The following is a 15774-nucleotide window of genomic DNA, read 5'->3' on the forward strand; positions in this document are numbered from 1 at the left end:
GTGGAGGGGTTCTTGGCGCCCCACCGATCCTGGCCGGTTGAAGAACCCCTCCGTCACGGCGCGAAGAGCGCCGCGCCACCTCCCCATTCGCCAAGCGGCGAACAGGGAGGAGAGTCCGGTTTAGCCCGGCTCTTTCTCGCCTGGGGTCGACTGGCCGATGCGCGGCGTCACCACCGTCACATCCTGGGCCGTCAGGCGCGCCAGGACGTCGTCGGCCGACGAATGGCCGGGCAGGATTCCGGCCTCCTTCAACTTGGCGTCGAGGTCGGCCCCGGTGCGCTTGTCCTCGAACTCCTGGCCGACCCGCAGACGCTCTTCCTGGACCGCCTGGCGCTGCTTGATGCGCTGCAGGCTGTCGGCCGCGGAGCCGATGCGCGAGTGGGCGCCCGCCGACTGCAGGGCGACCGAGGTCTGGGCCCGCTGGACGGACTCATTGACCTTCACGATGTCGATCTCGCGACGCAGGGTCTCGATCTTCTGGTCGGTCGAGGCGATGGCCGTGCGCAGCCGGGCCTCGGCGGCCTTCATGTTCTCGATGACGGGCTCGCGCTCGCTGATCTGGGATTCCAGCTCCGCGATCCGCCCGGCGACCTCGCGCGCCAGATCGGTCTTGCCCTGCCCCAGCGCCGCGCGCGTCGAGCTTTCGTACTTGCCGATCTGGTCGCGGAACGAGGCCATCTCGCTCTCGGCCATGCGGCGGCGGGCGACAAGACCGGCGAGGTCGTCGCGCGCCTTGCCCTGGGCGGTGTCGGCGTCGCGGATTTCCTGATCGAGAATCTTCAGGGCGTTGGCGTCGACCACCGACTGGCCGGCCTCATGGGCGGTGCCGCGGAACAGGGCGGAGAGTTTGCTGAGCATGGACATGGGTCTGGTCTCCGGTTCAGGCGGCTTCGGCGCCGAAGGTTTCGCGCAGGGCGGTCGCATCGATGGCGTTCTCGGCCAGGGTCCGCAGCTCGATCAGGATGGTCTGCAGCGTGGTCTTGGACGACAGTTCGCCCATCAGCTCATACACGTCCTGATCGCCGACCGAAGTGATGGCGAAGTTCGACAGCGGCACGACCCGCTGGGCCTTGAGCAGGAACTCGTTGAAACGGGCGGCGTCGGCCTGTTCCGAGACGGGCCACAGCAGGACCGACACCACGATCTGTTCGCCACCGACCGACAGATAGATGGGCAGATCGCCGTACTCGTTCATGGTGGCCAGCAGCACGGGGTCGGCCCCCTCCAGCACGCGCAGGGTCATTTCGCCCTCGCGCACCAGGGAGGACTCCTCCAGCGCCCGCTTGATGGCGGGCACGGTCCAGGCGGTTTCGATCACGGCGTCCATATGGGGGTCGGCTCCGGTTGATGGGGAAGAGGTGGGGCGTGGGCGACGCGGCGCAAGCGCCGGGCCCCGGGTGGAATCCGTGACGATGGCGTGCACGGCGGCGCGGACGTCGTCCCTGCAGCCCTGGGGGACCCAGAACTCCAGCTTGACCATGCCGGCGTCGCGACGCGCCTGTCGCCAGGCGCGGATGCGATCCGTGCCGGGGTTCGGGGTCATGTGCGCGGCATCGGTCATGTTTCATGTAACGCGTAACATGAACACTTGACGTTCGGCAAGCGGAGTGCGAATTCCGTTCATGGCTTCCGCGATCTCGCGTAAAGACACCTTCATGTTCAAGCGTCTCTTCGGTGGACCCACGACCCCGGAGCCGGTCAACCGGCTGGCCGTCGTGCGCAACATCACGGTCGGCCGGACGGTCTCCCTGGACCCTCTGGCCTGGCGACGGCTTCAGCCCGAGACCGTGTTCAATCTGGAGACCGACGCGCTGGAGATCACCGCCCAGGGGACGATCGCCCTGGACAGCGGCCAGCATGTGCACCGGTTCTACACCGACGACCACGTGATGCTGCAGGCCATGAGCGACGACCCTTCGGGGGCCGAGGCCTATGACTTCAGCCTGTTCATCCCCTGGACCAGCGCCTATCCGCCGGGCGAGACGGAGCGCCGGATCTGGCGCGACCGGCTCAGCGAGCCCGTGTTCGACGGCGCGCCCGAGGAGCTTCCCGCCTATCCCCGCTTCTGGTTCTCCGAGAGCGATGCGCGCCAGCCGCCCGTGACGCTGTGGGAAACCATCTGGGACGACCGCACGGCGACGACGCCCTTCTCGCGCATCTTCCAGACCTGCATGCTGTATGCGCGCGACCTGGCCGGCGGACGCGAGCTGATGCTGGCGCTGGAGATGGAGCCCGAGAAGGCGACCGGAAAATCCGCCGACATCAGCCACGAGATCATGGTCGGCATCCCGCTCGAAATGGCCGAATTCACCGCCTAGGAAAGACAACAGCATGTTCGACTGGTTCGCCTTCCAGACCGGGGCCACGGCCTTCGTCATCGCCTTCGTGGCGGCGATCGCCTTCTTCTCGGCCTTTAAATTCATCTACCAGATCGTCACGCCCTATCATGAGCGCGACCTGATCCGGCAGGGCAACACGGCCGCCGCCGTCGGCCTGGGCGGCGCCCTGGTCGGCTACGTCCTGCCCCTGGCCTCGGCCCTGTCCCACACCGTCAGCCTGCCGGAGTTCGCGGCCTGGGCCCTGCTGGCCGGCGTGATCCAGATCCTCGCCTTCCTCGTGGTCAGCCGGGTGCTCTACAAGGCGCTGGCCAGCCGGATCGAGGCGGGAGAGATGTCCGCGGGCGTCTATCTGGCCTCCATTTCCATCTGCGTCGGCTTGCTGAACGCCGCCTGCATGACGACGTGAGTGAGACCATGACCGAGTCCCCCGTCACGACCGCGCCCGAAACCACCACCATGCGTCGCCTGAAGCGATCGCGCACGCTTCAGGTCACCAGCCTGATGGCCACGGCCAGCTTCTCGCTGGCCGCCTGCGGCGCGCCCCAGGTCGCCGCGCCGCCGCCCGAACCAGCCCTGGCCTATACGTCGCTGGACGAATGCAAGGCCGCCAACGACATCTCCGACACCGAGTGCGACGCGGGCTACGCCAACGCGGCCAAACAGGCCGAGACCACCGCGCCCCGCTACGCCACCCAGTCGGAATGCGAAGGCGAGTGGGGACCGGACCAGTGCCGGCAGAACGGCTCGGGCGGGTCGTTCTTCACCCCCCTGCTGACCGGCTTCGTGATCGGCCAGTTGCTGAACGGCGGCGGCTATCGCGGCGGTGGCGCGCTGTATCGCGACCGCAACGGCAACTATCAGAACGGCTACGGCGGCGGCTATCTCAGCCGCGACTACCGGAGCGGCCGCCAGGTCGCCAACGGCCGCGACTTCGGCAACGACGTCGCGCGCCAGGCGCCGTCACGGGTCCAGAGCCGCACGACCGTCGTGTCGCGCGGCGGGTTCGGTGGCGGGGGACGCGGCTTCGGCGGCTGACGTCCGGACTGGCCGGACGGACATACGGGGCGGGGCGCGTTGACCCTGCGGCACTCCCGCATTGACAGGACATGCTGCGCCGCAGCATGACGGCGATCTGTAAGTCGGGCGGAATGGGGTTCTCGGACGATGCGCGTGACCATGATCGGCACCGGCTATGTAGGCCTGGTGTCTGGAGCCTGTTTCGCGGACTTCGGCCATACGGTCGTCTGCGTCGACAAGGACCCTTCCAAGATCGAGCGGCTGAACCGGGGCGAGATCCCGATCTTCGAGCCGGGTCTGGACCAGCTCGTCGCCGATAACGTCAAGGCGGGCCGTCTGTCCTTCACCGTCGACGGATCGGATGCCATCCGCGACGCCGAGATCGTCTTCATCGCCGTGGGCACGCCCACCCGGCGCGGCGACGGCCATGCCGACCTGTCCTACGTCTATGCCGCGGCCGAAGAGATCGCCGGCCTGATTCAGGACTTCACCGTCGTGGTCACCAAGTCGACCGTGCCGGTCGGCACCGGCGACGAGGTCGAGGCCATCATGCGCCGCGCCAATCCGGACGCCCAGTTCGCCGTCGTCTCGAACCCCGAGTTCCTGCGCGAGGGGGCCGCGATCGAGGACTTCAAACGCCCGGACCGTGTGGTCATCGGCGTCGAGGACGAGCGCGCCAAGGCGGTCATGGCCGAGCTGTACCGCCCGCTGAGCCTCAACGAATTCCCCGTCGTCTACACCCAGCGCCGGACGTCCGAGCTGATCAAATACGCGGGCAACGCCTTCCTGGCGATGAAGATCACCTTCATCAACGAGATCGCCGACCTGTGCGAAAAGGTCGGGGCCGACGTGCAGCAGGTCGCCAAGGGCATCGGGCTGGACGGCCGCATCGGCTCCAAATTCCTGAACCCCGGCCCCGGCTACGGCGGATCGTGCTTCCCCAAGGACACCATCGCCCTGGTCCGCACGGCCCAGCAGTACGGCGCGCCGATCCGCCTGATCGAGACCACGGTCGAGGTCAACGATGCGCGCAAGCTCGCCATGGCCGAGAAGATCCGGACCGCCATGGCCGGTGCCGGCGGCGACATCGCCGGCAAGACCGTCGGCGTGCTGGGCCTGACGTTCAAGCCGAACACCGACGACATGCGCGACAGCCCCAGCCTGGCCATCATCCCCGCGCTGCAGGCCATGGGCGCGACCGTCAGGGCGTTCGATCCCGAAGGCATGAAGGAGGCCCGCCACATGCTGGCCGGCACCACTTTCGTGAACGGCCCCTATGACGCCGCCGACGGTGCCGACGCCCTGGTCATCCTGACCGAGTGGGACCAGTTCCGCGCCCTCGACCTGACCCGCATCGCCGGCACCATGAGCCGCCCCCTCCTCATCGACCTGCGCAACGTCTACCGCGCGGGCGAGGTGGTCGCCGACGGCATGGAGTATGTCGGGATCGGCAAGCCGTAGGGGCCGTTCGCCGGCCAGACGCCCTAGCCGACCGCGCGCTGTCGGCGGGCCTGCAGAAAGGCCTTGCGACGCGCGGCCGAATAGGACCGCCCCGTCGGATCGATGCCCGCCTCGGCCAGCCGAAGGTCGGGGTCGAGATACGCCTCGTCCCCGCGCCTGACCGAGTAGACGACGTTGTTGAACCGCTCATCCGTGAGCGACGTCACATAGCGTACCTCGACGACGGGCCCCGGGGGGACGGCTGTCCTCCGGTCCGGTCGCCACCGCGCCAGCCCGGCGGCGGCCAGGGGCTCGAGGCAGCCGTTGAAGGCGTACGCCGTCCAGACCGGCGCGCAGGACAGCGGGATCGCGTCTCCGGAGGCCGTTTCCAACGTGTATTGATAGTCGCCCTTCAACGCCGGCGCGTAGTAGAGCACGCCACTCTGGCTCGCGAGCGTCGTGGCGATCCGCGATGGCGGCGCACGCCAGTAGATGGTGCTCCAGAGCGACCAGACGCTCGAGCCGATCAGGATCGTGCCCAGGATCACCAGGAACACCATTCCCCGTTTCGAGACCGGCTCCGGTGCAGGTTCGACGGGCTGCCGCCAGGTCTTGCCGTCCGGCAGGGTCACAGCGCCTTGACGATCCCCTCGACCATCTTCTTGGCGTCGGCGAACAGCATCATCGTGTTGTCGCGGAAGAACAGCTCGTTCTCGACCCCGGCATAGCCCGCCGCCATGCCGCGCTTGATGAACAGCACGGTCCCGGCCTTCTCCACGTCCAGGATCGGCATGCCGTAGATGGCGCTGGTCGGATCGGTCTTGGCGGCCGGGTTGGTGACGTCATTGGCCCCGATGACGAAGGCGACGTCGGCGGTGGCGAACTCGGCGTTGATGTCCTCCAGCTCGAACACCTCGTCATAGGGGACGTTGGCCTCGGCCAGCAGGACGTTCATGTGGCCCGGCATGCGGCCGGCGACGGGGTGGATGGCGTATTTCACCTCGACCCCCTCCTCCTTCAGCTTGTCGGCCATTTCGCGCAGGGCATGCTGGGCCTGGGCCACGGCCATGCCGTAGCCGGGGACGATGATGACCTTGGAGGCGTTCTTCATGATGAAGGCGGCGTCGTCGGCGCTGCCCTGCTTGACCGGCCGGGTCTCGACCCTGGCCTCGCCCGCCGGACCGCTGTCGCCGCCGAACCCGCCCAGGATCACGCTGATGAAGCTGCGGTTCATCGCCTTGCACATGATGTAGCTGAGGATCGCGCCCGACGACCCGACCAGGGCCCCGGTGATGATCAGGGCGATGTTCTCGAGCGTGAACCCCAGCGCCGCCGCCGCCCAGCCGGAATAGCTGTTCAGCATCGACACCACGACCGGCATGTCGGCCCCGCCGATGGGGATGATCAGGGTCGCGCCCAGGATCAGCGCCAACAGGAAGATGCCCCAGAAGGCCCAGACCGCCGTGCCGCCCGATCCGATCATGATCCCAATCAGGAAGATCAGGGCCAGCGCCAGGCCGATGTTGATCAGGTGCCGCGCCGGCAGGATGATCGGCGCGCCGCTCATGTTGCCGTTGAGCTTGGCGAAGGCGATGACCGAGCCGGTGAAGGTGATGGCCCCGATGGCGACGCCCAGCGCCAGTTCGACGATCGACTGCACCTTGATGCCGCCCGAGCCGTCGGCGATCCCGAAGGCGTCGGGCGCATAGACGGCTCCGACCGCTACCAGACAGGCCGACATCCCGACCAGCGAGTGGAAGGCCGCGACCAGCTGGGGCATGTCGGTCATCTTGACCTTGGACGCGATGAAGGCCCCGCCCCCGCCGCCCACGATCACGCCGCCGGCCAGCAAGGCGAGGGTCACGGGATCCAGGGCGCCGGTCGTGCCCAGCGTCAGCAGGGTCACGCCCACGGCGATGGCCATGCCGATCATGCCGAACGTATTGCCCTGACGGCTCGTCTCCGGGCTGGACAGCCCGCGCAGGCTGAGGATGAACAGGACGCCCGCCGCCAGATAGGCCAGGGCCGCGATCGATGCGTTCATTCCATTCCCCTCAAAGTCCTTCCGCGGCGCCCTGCGCCGTCCGCGCCAGCCGCCACAGGGCGGCGGCGATGAACAGCGGGCCCAGCAGCACCATGGCCCAGTCCCACGCCATCATCGGGCGGTCCTGAATCACCACCCGGGTCAGAATGCCCGAGAACAGCATCACCACGCCGCAGTCGCGCCAGCGCAGTTTCTGGATCGCGTTCTTCTCGCCCAGCCAGCTCCACAGCCACATGCCCAGCCCGACGCCCGTGGCGATCCACGACGCCGTCCAGGCGATGGAGCCGGGTGACAGGTTGAAGGCGTCGTGAATCACGTTGCGACCCTGTCGGAAAGCAGGCGACTGCGAAGCTTCTGGTAGCCGTCAGCCCCGAGGAATACGGCCAAGCCTGCGGAGAGGACCGCTGTCACCCAGTGTTGCTGGACGAAACTATCGAACGCGCGCCAACTCATGAAAAACACGCAGATGGGATAAAAGACGACGATCAATCCTAGTTCGATCTTGCGTCGCGTATCGGCGCTCAATCGTCCGCTGGTGGCGACGAACACCAGAACCCCCGCAAGGGCCAGGATCGCTGCGACCGAAAAAAAGATCATCAGAAACATGGGGTCAGGCCTTGGCCTCGACCTTGGCCGGCCGTTCCTTCTTCTTGTACATGGCCAGCATCCGCCGCGTGACCATGAAGCCGCCGAAGATGTTCACGCTGGCCAGGGTCACGGCCGCCACACCCGCCCCCTTGGCGATCCAGGCGTTCGGCCCGGCGACATCGCCCGATACCGCCGCCGCCGCGATCAGGCCGCCGACGATGATGACGCTGGAGATCGCATTGGTCACGGCCATCAGCGGCGTGTGCAGCGCCGGTGTCACTGACCAGACGACGTAGTAGCCGACGAAGATCGCCAGCACGAAGATAGCCAGGCGAAAGACGGTGGGATCGACGTGTTCCATTAGTTGGCTCCGGTCTGCGTTGGAAGCGAGCGCCTCTCGAGTTCGATGACCCGCAGTTTCAGCCTGATCACCTCGCCGAGAACCACGCCCAGGGCGATGCCGCCGATCCCCCACAGATTGGCCTGGCCCTCGAGTGAGGCGTCCATCTCGCGCTGCTGGAACACGAATGCGAATTTCATCAAGACCACGAAGGCGGACACACCGAAGGCGACCAGCCTCGCGACACGGAGGCCGGTGACGTCGTCCCGATCGAGCACTTTCCATGCACGGAGCTGTCGCGGACTGGCAAATCCACCCAGATCGTCGGCGCTCATCCTCTGACCCCCTCGTGCACCACGGCCCCGCCATGGGTCACGACCGACGCCTTCAGGATCTCATCCTCCAGGTCGACCGCCAGCGCGCCGTCCTTGATCAGCAGCCCTGTGAAGGCCACCAGGTTCTTCGCGTAGAGCGCCGAAGCATCCGAGGCGATCCGGCCCGGCAGGTTGGTGTAGCCGACGATCGACACGCCGTTCGCCGTCGTCACGACCTCGCCCGCCTTCGATCCCGCGACATTGCCGCCGGCCTCGACCGCCAGGTCGATCAGCACGCTGCCCGGCTTCATCGAGGCCACCTGTTCGGCGCTGACCAGCACGGGCGCAGCGCGGCCGGGGATCAGGGCGGTGGTGATGACGATGTCCTGCTTCTTGATGTGTTCGCCGGTCAGGGCCGCCTGCTTGGCCTGGTATTCCTCCGACATTGGCTTGGCATAGCCGCCGGCGGTCTGTGCGTTCCTGAACTCGTCGTCCTCGACGGCCAGGAACTTGGCGCCCAGCGACTCGACCTGTTCCTTGGTCGCGGGACGGACGTCCGTGGCGGTGACCACCGCGCCGAGACGCCTCGCCGTGGCGATGGCCTGCAGTCCCGCGACGCCCACGCCCATGATGAAGACCTTGGCCGGGGCGACCGTGCCCGCCGCCGTCATCATCATCGGGAAGCCCTTGCCATAGGCATAGGCCCCCTCGATCACGGCCCGGTATCCGGCCAGGTTCGCCTGGGACGACAGGGCGTCCATGACCTGGGCGCGCGTGATCCGGGGCACGAACTCCATGGCGAAGGCGGTGACATTGGCCCCGGCCATGGCCGCGACGGTGTCCTTCTCGCGGTACGCATCCAGCATGGCCACGACCACCGCGCCCGGCTTCATGGCGCTGACTTCCTGCGCCGTCGGGCCGCGGACCTTCAGGACCAGATCGGCCCCTTCCAGCACGGCGCGGGTGTCCGGCTTCACCGAGGCTCCGGCGTCGGTGTATTCGCTGTCGGGAATGGCGGCCCCCACGCCGGTGCCGGCCTCGACCGTCACGGACGCGCCGAGCGCGATCAATTTCTTGACGGTCTCGGGCGTGACGGCGCAGCGCGTCTCGCCTTCACGACGTTCCCGGGTCACGGCGATGGCAACGGCCAAGCGAATCTCCCCATCCGAAGCGGATCGATCGACGTTAGGCGTTGGAAGGCGACGGCGTCAAAGGCGAACGCTGCGACTCACGCGCAGAAACAGCGAGATACGGCGCACCGATCTTCCGACAAACCCCCGCTCAAGCAGGGAGGCTCCGCGAGCCGAGCGGTAGCGTCTCCAGAAGAATGCGCTCAAGCAGCCAGACGCCGCGCGTCGAGCGGTAGCGCCGATCGCTTAGTGCGCGGTCTTCTTGCCGCCCTTCAGGAAGAAGTAGCCGGCCACGCCCACGACCACGGCCGCGATCAGGCCGCTGATCATGCTGCCGCCCGGCTGGAAAGCCAGGGTCAGGAACAGCAGGGCGCAGGCGATGATCAGCGAGCCCCACTTGGCCAGGTCCTGGAACAGGGCCCAGGTCGCCGACTGCTCCTCGATCGTCATCGTGCCGTGCACATAGGCCTCCGCATCGTGGTCGGCGGCGTCGTGCAGGGTGTCGTGCTGATGGTCGGCCATGGGAGGGGTCCGGTCGTGAAAGCGTTGTGGCGGGTCTTATAGCGACAGGGGCGTCAGGCTCAAGGCTTTCAGCCCAGCGCCTCGAACTGATCGACCAGCCGTTCCAGCCGCCGGGTCCCGATGGTCCAGAACGCCGGGTCGCGCGGATTCAGCCCGAAAGGCTCCAGCGCCTCGACGTAGGTCTTCGTTCCACCGGCCGCGAGCAGTTCCCGGTACAGCGGCGCGAACCCGTCCGGGTCCTTTCGCCGCGTCTCCATCAGGGCCGCGACCAGCAGGTCGCCGAACGCATAGGCATAGACGTAGAAGGGCGAGTGGACGAAGTGGCTGACATAGCTCCACCACGTCTCGTAGCCGGGATTCAGCGTCACCGCGGGTCCCAGAGACGCGCCCATCTCTTCGATGAACAGGTCGCCAAGGCGGTCGGCCGAGACCTCGCCCTTCGCCCGCTCGTCGTGGAAGCGGGTCTCGAAGCGGTGGAAGGCGATCTGACGCACCACCGTGTTCAGCCCGTCCTCGATCCGCCCGGCCAGCAGGCCGCGCTGCTCGGCCTTGGGAGCCGTGGCCAGCAGCCGGTCGAACGTCAGCCCCTCGGCGAAGATCGACGCCGTCTCGGCCAGGGTCAGGGGCGTGTCGGCCAGCAAAGTGCCCCTTTCCGCCGCCAGGGTCTGGTGCACGCCGTGACCCAGCTCATGCGCCAGGGTCAGGACGTCGCGCCGCTCGCCCATCCAGTTCAGGAAGACATAGGGGTGCCGGTCGGCCGTGACCGGGTGGGCATAGGCTCCTGACTGCTTGCCCGCCCGCGCGCGTCCGTCGATCCAGGGCTTGTCGAAGAACCGTCCGGCGCGGTCCGAGAATTCGGACCCCAGGTCGCCGAAGCTCTCCAGCACCAGCGCGCGGCCCTGCGTCCAGTCGAACCCGCGCGGGGCCGTCGTCTCCAGCGGTGCATTGCGATCCCACTGGTCCAGCTTTGCCTTGCCCAGGGCTTTCGCCTTCAGCGCATAGTAGCGGTGCGACAGTTTCGGATAGGCGGCAGCGACCGCATCGGCCATGGCGTCGACCGCCTCGCCGTCGACCTCGTTGGCCAGGTGGCGGCTGTCGGCCGGCCGCTTGAAGCCGCGCCAGCGGTCCTCCATCGCCTTGTCGGCGGCGACGGTGTTCAGCACCAGGGCCAGGGTCGAGGTTCGCGCCGCCAGGGCGGCGTTCAGCCCCTCGGCCGCGCCGCGACGCTTGGCTTCCTTGGGATCGGACAGCTGGTTCAGCGCCTCCGACAGCGTCAGGCTCTCCTTGCCGCTCTCGACCCGCAGCGCCGCCAGGGTCTCGTCGAACAGCCGGGGCCACTGGGCCGCGATCGGCATCCGCTCGGCGATGAAGGTCTCCAGCTCGCTCGACAGCTCATGCGGCTTCATGGCCCGCACGCGTCGCAGCCAGGGTCGCCATTTCGCCGCGTCAGCATCGGCCGACAGCGCGGCCTCGATCTCCGCCTCGTCCAGCTGGTTGATCTCCAGCGTCAGCCAGACCGTCGGGGTGGCGATGGTCGTGATCTTCTCGCGCAGGTCGGCCTCGAACCCTTGCGCTCCCGCATCGTCACGCGCCGTCGAGGCGGCCAGAAACGCATAGGCCCCCAGGGCGCCGAGGCGCTCGCTGGCCTGTTCGTACAGGGTGATCGCCCGGTTCAGCGTCGCCCCCAGCGCCGGCGCATCGCCGCGTTGCGCGACGAACCGCCCCTTGAGCGCATTCATCTCGGCCACGCCCTGCCGCGCGGTCTCCAGATCGGCCGCGATCCTCGCATCCGTGCGCGAGCCATAGAGGTCGGACAGGTCCCACAGCGGCGGCTCGGCGGGATCGGAATGGGGCGGGGCTTTGAAGGGCGCGTTCATGCCCCTCGTTGTGGGGTCGCGGGCGGCGCGGCGCAACGGCCGAAAGCCGCCAGACGACCGGCATGGATCGTCGCACGCTGGGCCACTCACACAGGAGATCACCCCGTGACCTATCGAATCGAAGCCCTGCCCGTCGCGCCGTTCGCGCCCTATTTCGCCATGACCGACGCCGAGCTGGCCGCCGTCGGCGCGCGGCGCTGGGTCGCCGACGCGCCCGGCCGCGCTCCCTGCCGCGTCAGCCTTCGCGACGCCGAGGCCGGCGAAAGGCTGGTCCTGGTCAACCACGTCCATATGACCGACCCGACCTCGCCCTATCGCGCGTCTGGGCCCATCTTCGTCCGCGAGGCCGCCGAGCAGGCCGCCCCTGTCGAGGGCGCGGCACCGGACATGTTGCGCAAACGCCCGCTGTCGCTGCGCATCTACGATCGCCGGAACATGATGCTGGACGGTCTCGTGATCGACGGCACCGACCTCGACGCGCGCCTGGCCGAATGGTTCGACCATCCATCGACGCAGCAAGTCCACATCCACTTCGCGCCTCGCGGCTGCTACCTCGCCCGGGCTGTTCGTCAGGAACCATCGCTTTCCTGACGGCCGCGCTTGAGGTCATGTGGGTGGCCGTGAGGCGCAAGGGGCGGACCATGACGACAGAAACCACCGATCAATCCGGCGCGGGCCGCGACACCCTGGGCCAGACCGGCGATCGCCGGGCCATCGGTCTGGCGCGGCTGGCCATCGGGCTGGTGCAGGGCGTGTTGCTCTACTGGCTGGTCCAGTCGACCGAGGGCGGCCCGCGTACCTGGCCCGCGACGGAGCCGGCCCTGTTCGGCCCCCTGCTGATCGTGTCCCTTTATTTGCCGCTGGTCCTGCTGGCCGGCGTGGGTCGGTTGCGGCTGCTGACCCTGGCCATCTGGACCGGCATCGCCGCCGTCGTTCTGGCCCTGCTGGCCTGGCACGACATCGCCCGTCAGACCGCCGGCGAAAACACCCAGCTGACCTTTGGCCTGATGGCCTTCGGGGCCACCGCCCTGTTCATCGCCCACCATCTGATCGTCCCGGCCGACCGCGAGCGACGCCCGATCGCCAACTACGCCACCTATTTCGACGTCGCCTGGATGGCCGGGGTCCAGCTGGCCCTGTCGATCGCCTTTGCCGGGGCCTTCTGGCTGCTGCTGTGGCTGGGCGCGGCGCTGTTCAACATCATCGGCCTGAGCTTCCTGGGCGATCTGCTGGAGGAGGCCTGGTTCTCGCTGCCCCTGACCGGCCTGGCCTTCGCCACCGCCGTCCAGCTGACCGATGTCCGCGACGGCCTGATCCGGGGCGTGCGCACCGTGGCCCTGATGCTGCTGTCCTGGCTGCTGCTGGTCCTGACCGTGCTGGTCGGAGGCTTTCTCGCCGCCCTGCCCTTCACCGGGCTGGATGGCCTGTGGGAGACGGGCAGCGCGACCGCCCTGGTCCTGTCCGCCGCCGGGGCCCTGATCGTCCTCATCAACGCCGCCTATCAGGACGGCCGGGCCGACAACCTGCCGCCCGCCGTGCTCCGGCTGGCCGTCCGCGTCGCCTCGGTCCTGCTGACGCCCCTGATCCTGATCGCCGCGTGGGGCCTCAGCCTGCGGATCGGCCAGCACGGCCTGACGCCCGACCGGATCATCGCCGTGGCCTGCGCCCTCGTCGGTGCCGCCTATGCCGGCGGCTACGGCTTCGCGGCGCTCCGGACCTTCTGGTCGAAGGGTGACTGGATGCAGCCGCTGGAGCGCACCAATATCGCCACCGCCGTGCTCGAGGTGGTCGTCATCCTGGCTCTGTTCAGCCCCCTGGCGGACCCGGCGCGCCTGTCGGTCGCCGATCAGGTCGCGCGGCTGGAAAGCGGCAAGGTCACGCCGCAGACCTTCGACTACCGGTTCCTGGCCTTCGACAGCGGCCGTGTGGGTACAGCGGCGCTGGACCGGCTGATCGCCTCGCCGGATCCCGACGTCGCCAAGCGCGCCCAGGCGGCGAAGGACGGCGCGGTCTCCGACGATCCGGCGACCGAGACCTTCGCCGCGTCCATCGAGACCCTGCCGGGCGAGGCCGGTCTGCCCGTCGCCTTCCTGGCGACGCCGCCGCTGGAGGACCCGCGGCGCAACTGCACCCTTCCCGGACGTTGCCTCGCCGTCCAGCGCGACATGAATGGACAGCCGCCGCTGGAAATCCTGCTCGTGCAGGAAGACCGCATCACCCTGTTCGCGCGCCAGGACGCCGAGGCCTTCGTCCCGGTCGGCGACTATGCCATCCCCACCTGCGACGGCGCACGGCCCGGCGATGCCCGGCAACTGCTGCGGGACGGCAAGCTGGTCCCTGTCGCCCCGGGGGGCTGGAAGGATCTGGCGGTCGAGGGCCGCGGGTCGTCCACCCTCTCGACCAGCGCCTTCCCGACCCCGCCGCCGCCCTGTTAACCGACCGGACACCACGCCCTCTCACCCGATCTTCACCGCGCCGGCCCTAAAAGCGTCCCGAAACGAGCCAGTCACGCTTCGTCGCGCGACGGCCGATCCGGTGATGAGGGTGCCCTATGGCCAAGACCGTTCTGGTGGTCGACGACGATCCGACCCAGCGCCGCCTGGTTCAGGCCGTGCTGGACCGTGAGGGCTATGTCGTCGTCCATGCCGAGAGCGGCGGCGAGGCCATCGATCGCCTGACCAAGGGCGGCGGCGCCGACGTCGTCCTGCTGGACCTCGTCATGCCCGGCATGAGCGGCATGGAGGCCCTGGCCGAGATCCGCACCGCCGGCGTCACCACCCCCGTCATCGTCCTGACCGCGAACGGCGGCATCGAGACCGTGGTCAAGGCCATGCAGGCCGGGGCCCAGGACTTCTTCATCAAGCCCGCCAGCCCGGAACGCATCCTCGTCGGCATCCGCAACGCCCTGCAGCTGACCCAGCTGACCGCCGAGGTCGGCCGCCTGAAGAAGCATGTGGCCGGTCGCGTCACCTTCGCTGATCTGGTCGGCGACAGCCGCCCCATGCAGATGGTCAAGCAGCTCGGCACGCGCGCCGCCCGCTCCACCATCCCGGTCCTGATCACCGGCGAGAGCGGCGTCGGCAAGGAAGTGATCGCCCGCGCCCTGCACGGGGCCAGCGACCGCGCCGGCAAGCCCTTCGTCGCCGTCAACTGCGGGGCCCTGCCCGCCAACCTGGTCGAATCCATCCTGTTCGGCCACGAGAAGGGCAGCTTCACCGGCGCCTCCGACAAGCACCTCGGCAAGTTCATGGAGGCCAACGGCGGCACCCTGTTCCTGGACGAGATCGGCGAACTGCCGCTGGACATGCAGGTCAAGCTGCTGCGCGCCCTGCAGGAGGGCGAGATCGACCCGGTCGGCGCCAAGCGCGCGGTCAAGGTCGACGTCCGCATCGTCTCCGCCACCAACCGCGACCTGTCGAGCGCCGTGGCCGAGGGCCGGTTCCGCGAGGACCTGTTCTATCGCCTGAACGTCTTCCCGATCGAGGCTCCGTCCCTGCGCGAGCGCCGCGAGGACATTCCGGCCCTGATCGACCACTTCATCGGCCGCTTCAACGTCGAGGAAGGCAAGCGGATCGCCGGGGCCGCGCCCGACACCCTGGCCCTGCTGACCGCCTTCGACTGGCCCGGCAACGTCCGCCAGCTGGAGAACACCATCTATCGCGCCATCGTCCTGGCCGACGCGCCGTTCCTGCAATCGCACGACTTCCCGGCCATCTCGGGGATCGCCATGCCGCTGGAACCGCACGACCGGCCCTCGGCCGCGATCGTCAGCTATGCCGACCTGCCGCCCCTCCCCGAGCAGCCCATCCGCATCCTCGACGAACGCGGTCACCTGCGCACGCTCGAGGACATCGAGCGCGACCTGATCCAGCACGCCATCGAGGTCTATGCCGGTCACATGTCGGAGATCGCGCGCCGCCTCGGCATCGGTCGGTCGACCCTGTACCGCAAGGTTCGCGAACAGGGTCTGGAAGGCGTGCTGAAGGAAGCCTCCTGAGCGCACTGTGGCCGCAGGGACGCAGGTTGCAACCCGGACGTGTCCGCGACACAATTGGCCTCATTGACGCCGCGACGGATACCGATAGCAGGGCCGTATAACAACGACCGTCGGACAGGGCCGCATGCGCGCAGGCCTGAAATCGCCGGGCCTTTTCCTCGTTCTG

18 protein-coding genes are annotated in these 15774 nt (G+C 68.3%); 7 read left to right on the plus strand and 11 right to left on the minus strand.

The window, feature by feature from the left end; genetic code table 11:
• Positions 1-120: 120 nt before the first annotated feature.
• Together BRESU_RS14790 and BRESU_RS14795 are read right to left on the minus strand one after the other, a co-directional pair.
• On the minus strand, positions 121-864 hold the full coding sequence (locus BRESU_RS14790; protein WP_013270366.1) for a PspA/IM30 family protein: 744 nt from the start codon (positions 862-864) through the stop codon (positions 121-123).
• Positions 865-880: 16 nt separating this feature from the next.
• Positions 881-1561, minus strand: coding sequence for a YjfI family protein (locus BRESU_RS14795; RefSeq protein WP_013270367.1), 681 nt, complete (start codon positions 1559-1561; stop codon positions 881-883).
• Positions 1562-1655: 94 nt separating this feature from the next.
• Between BRESU_RS14795 and BRESU_RS14800 the strand changes: the two genes are divergently transcribed.
• The 4 genes from BRESU_RS14800 to BRESU_RS14815 all read left to right on the plus strand — a co-directional run bounded on the left by BRESU_RS14800 (position 1656) and on the right by BRESU_RS14815 (position 4817).
• Positions 1656-2318: a YjfK family protein gene (locus BRESU_RS14800; RefSeq protein WP_041762749.1), complete on the plus strand. Its 663-nt coding sequence runs from the start codon at positions 1656-1658 to the stop codon at positions 2316-2318.
• A 13-nt stretch (positions 2319-2331) separates the two neighbouring features.
• Complete coding sequence (locus tag BRESU_RS14805; protein ID WP_013270369.1) at positions 2332-2745, plus strand: DUF350 domain-containing protein; 414 nt, start codon at positions 2332-2334, stop codon at positions 2743-2745.
• Positions 2746-2753: 8 nt separating this feature from the next.
• On the plus strand, positions 2754-3374 hold the full coding sequence (locus BRESU_RS14810) for a DUF1190 domain-containing protein (RefSeq protein ID WP_013270370.1): 621 nt from the start codon (positions 2754-2756) through the stop codon (positions 3372-3374).
• Between the two features lie 129 nt (positions 3375-3503).
• Positions 3504-4817: a UDP-glucose dehydrogenase family protein gene (locus BRESU_RS14815; RefSeq protein WP_041761683.1), complete on the plus strand. Its 1314-nt coding sequence runs from the start codon at positions 3504-3506 to the stop codon at positions 4815-4817.
• A 23-nt stretch (positions 4818-4840) separates the two neighbouring features.
• Here the strand turns inward: BRESU_RS14815 and BRESU_RS14820 are convergent, their stop codons facing one another.
• From BRESU_RS14820 to BRESU_RS14860, 9 genes are all read right to left on the minus strand, one after another.
• On the minus strand, positions 4841-5428 hold the full coding sequence (locus BRESU_RS14820) for a hypothetical protein (RefSeq protein WP_013270372.1): 588 nt from the start codon (positions 5426-5428) through the stop codon (positions 4841-4843).
• Positions 5425-6840 carry an NAD(P)(+) transhydrogenase (Re/Si-specific) subunit beta gene (locus BRESU_RS14825; protein WP_013270373.1) on the minus strand — a complete coding sequence of 472 codons (1416 nt, stop codon included), beginning with the start codon at positions 6838-6840 and terminating at the stop codon, positions 5425-5427. Before BRESU_RS14825 ends, BRESU_RS14820 begins: the two co-directional genes overlap by 4 nt.
• 10 nt (positions 6841-6850) lie before the next feature.
• Positions 6851-7156 carry a hypothetical protein gene (locus tag BRESU_RS14830; protein WP_013270374.1) on the minus strand — a complete coding sequence of 102 codons (306 nt, stop codon included), beginning with the start codon at positions 7154-7156 and terminating at the stop codon, positions 6851-6853.
• Entirely contained in the window at positions 7153-7446 is a 294-nt protein-coding gene (locus tag BRESU_RS14835; RefSeq protein ID WP_013270375.1) for a hypothetical protein, read from the minus strand. The genes BRESU_RS14830 and BRESU_RS14835 overlap by 4 nt, the downstream gene beginning before the upstream one ends.
• Before the next feature lie 4 nt (positions 7447-7450).
• On the minus strand, positions 7451-7789 hold the full coding sequence (locus tag BRESU_RS14840; protein WP_013270376.1) for an NAD(P) transhydrogenase subunit alpha part 2: 339 nt from the start codon (positions 7787-7789) through the stop codon (positions 7451-7453).
• The gene (locus tag BRESU_RS14845) at positions 7789-8103 is read right to left on the minus strand and encodes a hypothetical protein (RefSeq protein ID WP_013270377.1); all 315 of its coding nucleotides are present in this window, start codon (positions 8101-8103) and stop codon (positions 7789-7791) included. The genes BRESU_RS14840 and BRESU_RS14845 overlap by 1 nt, the downstream gene beginning before the upstream one ends.
• The gene (locus tag BRESU_RS14850) at positions 8100-9233 is read right to left on the minus strand and encodes a Re/Si-specific NAD(P)(+) transhydrogenase subunit alpha (protein WP_013270378.1); all 1134 of its coding nucleotides are present in this window, start codon (positions 9231-9233) and stop codon (positions 8100-8102) included. Before BRESU_RS14850 ends, BRESU_RS14845 begins: the two co-directional genes overlap by 4 nt.
• A gap of 225 nt (positions 9234-9458) precedes the next feature.
• Entirely contained in the window at positions 9459-9734 is a 276-nt protein-coding gene (locus BRESU_RS14855; RefSeq protein WP_013270379.1) for an aa3-type cytochrome c oxidase subunit IV, read from the minus strand.
• 68 nt (positions 9735-9802) lie between these two features.
• Positions 9803-11611, minus strand: a complete 1809-nt coding sequence (locus tag BRESU_RS14860; RefSeq protein WP_013270380.1) for a M3 family oligoendopeptidase — start codon at positions 11609-11611, stop codon at positions 9803-9805.
• A gap of 105 nt (positions 11612-11716) precedes the next feature.
• On the opposite strand from BRESU_RS14860, the gene BRESU_RS14865 reads away from it, so the two are divergent.
• The 3 genes from BRESU_RS14865 to BRESU_RS14875 all read left to right on the plus strand — a co-directional run bounded on the left by BRESU_RS14865 (position 11717) and on the right by BRESU_RS14875 (position 15608).
• Positions 11717-12202 (plus strand): DUF1203 domain-containing protein, encoded by a 486-nt coding sequence (locus tag BRESU_RS14865; RefSeq protein WP_013270381.1) that lies wholly within the window; start codon positions 11717-11719, stop codon positions 12200-12202.
• Positions 12203-12252: 50 nt separating this feature from the next.
• Positions 12253-14046 carry a DUF4153 domain-containing protein gene (locus BRESU_RS14870; protein WP_156796182.1) on the plus strand — a complete coding sequence of 598 codons (1794 nt, stop codon included), beginning with the start codon at positions 12253-12255 and terminating at the stop codon, positions 14044-14046.
• Between the two features lie 116 nt (positions 14047-14162).
• Positions 14163-15608: a sigma-54-dependent transcriptional regulator gene (locus BRESU_RS14875; RefSeq protein WP_013270383.1), complete on the plus strand. Its 1446-nt coding sequence runs from the start codon at positions 14163-14165 to the stop codon at positions 15606-15608.
• Positions 15609-15774 lie beyond the last annotated feature (166 nt).

The sequence above is a fragment of the Brevundimonas subvibrioides ATCC 15264 genome, assembly GCF_000144605.1.
Taxonomy (GTDB): domain Bacteria; phylum Pseudomonadota; class Alphaproteobacteria; order Caulobacterales; family Caulobacteraceae; genus Brevundimonas; species Brevundimonas subvibrioides.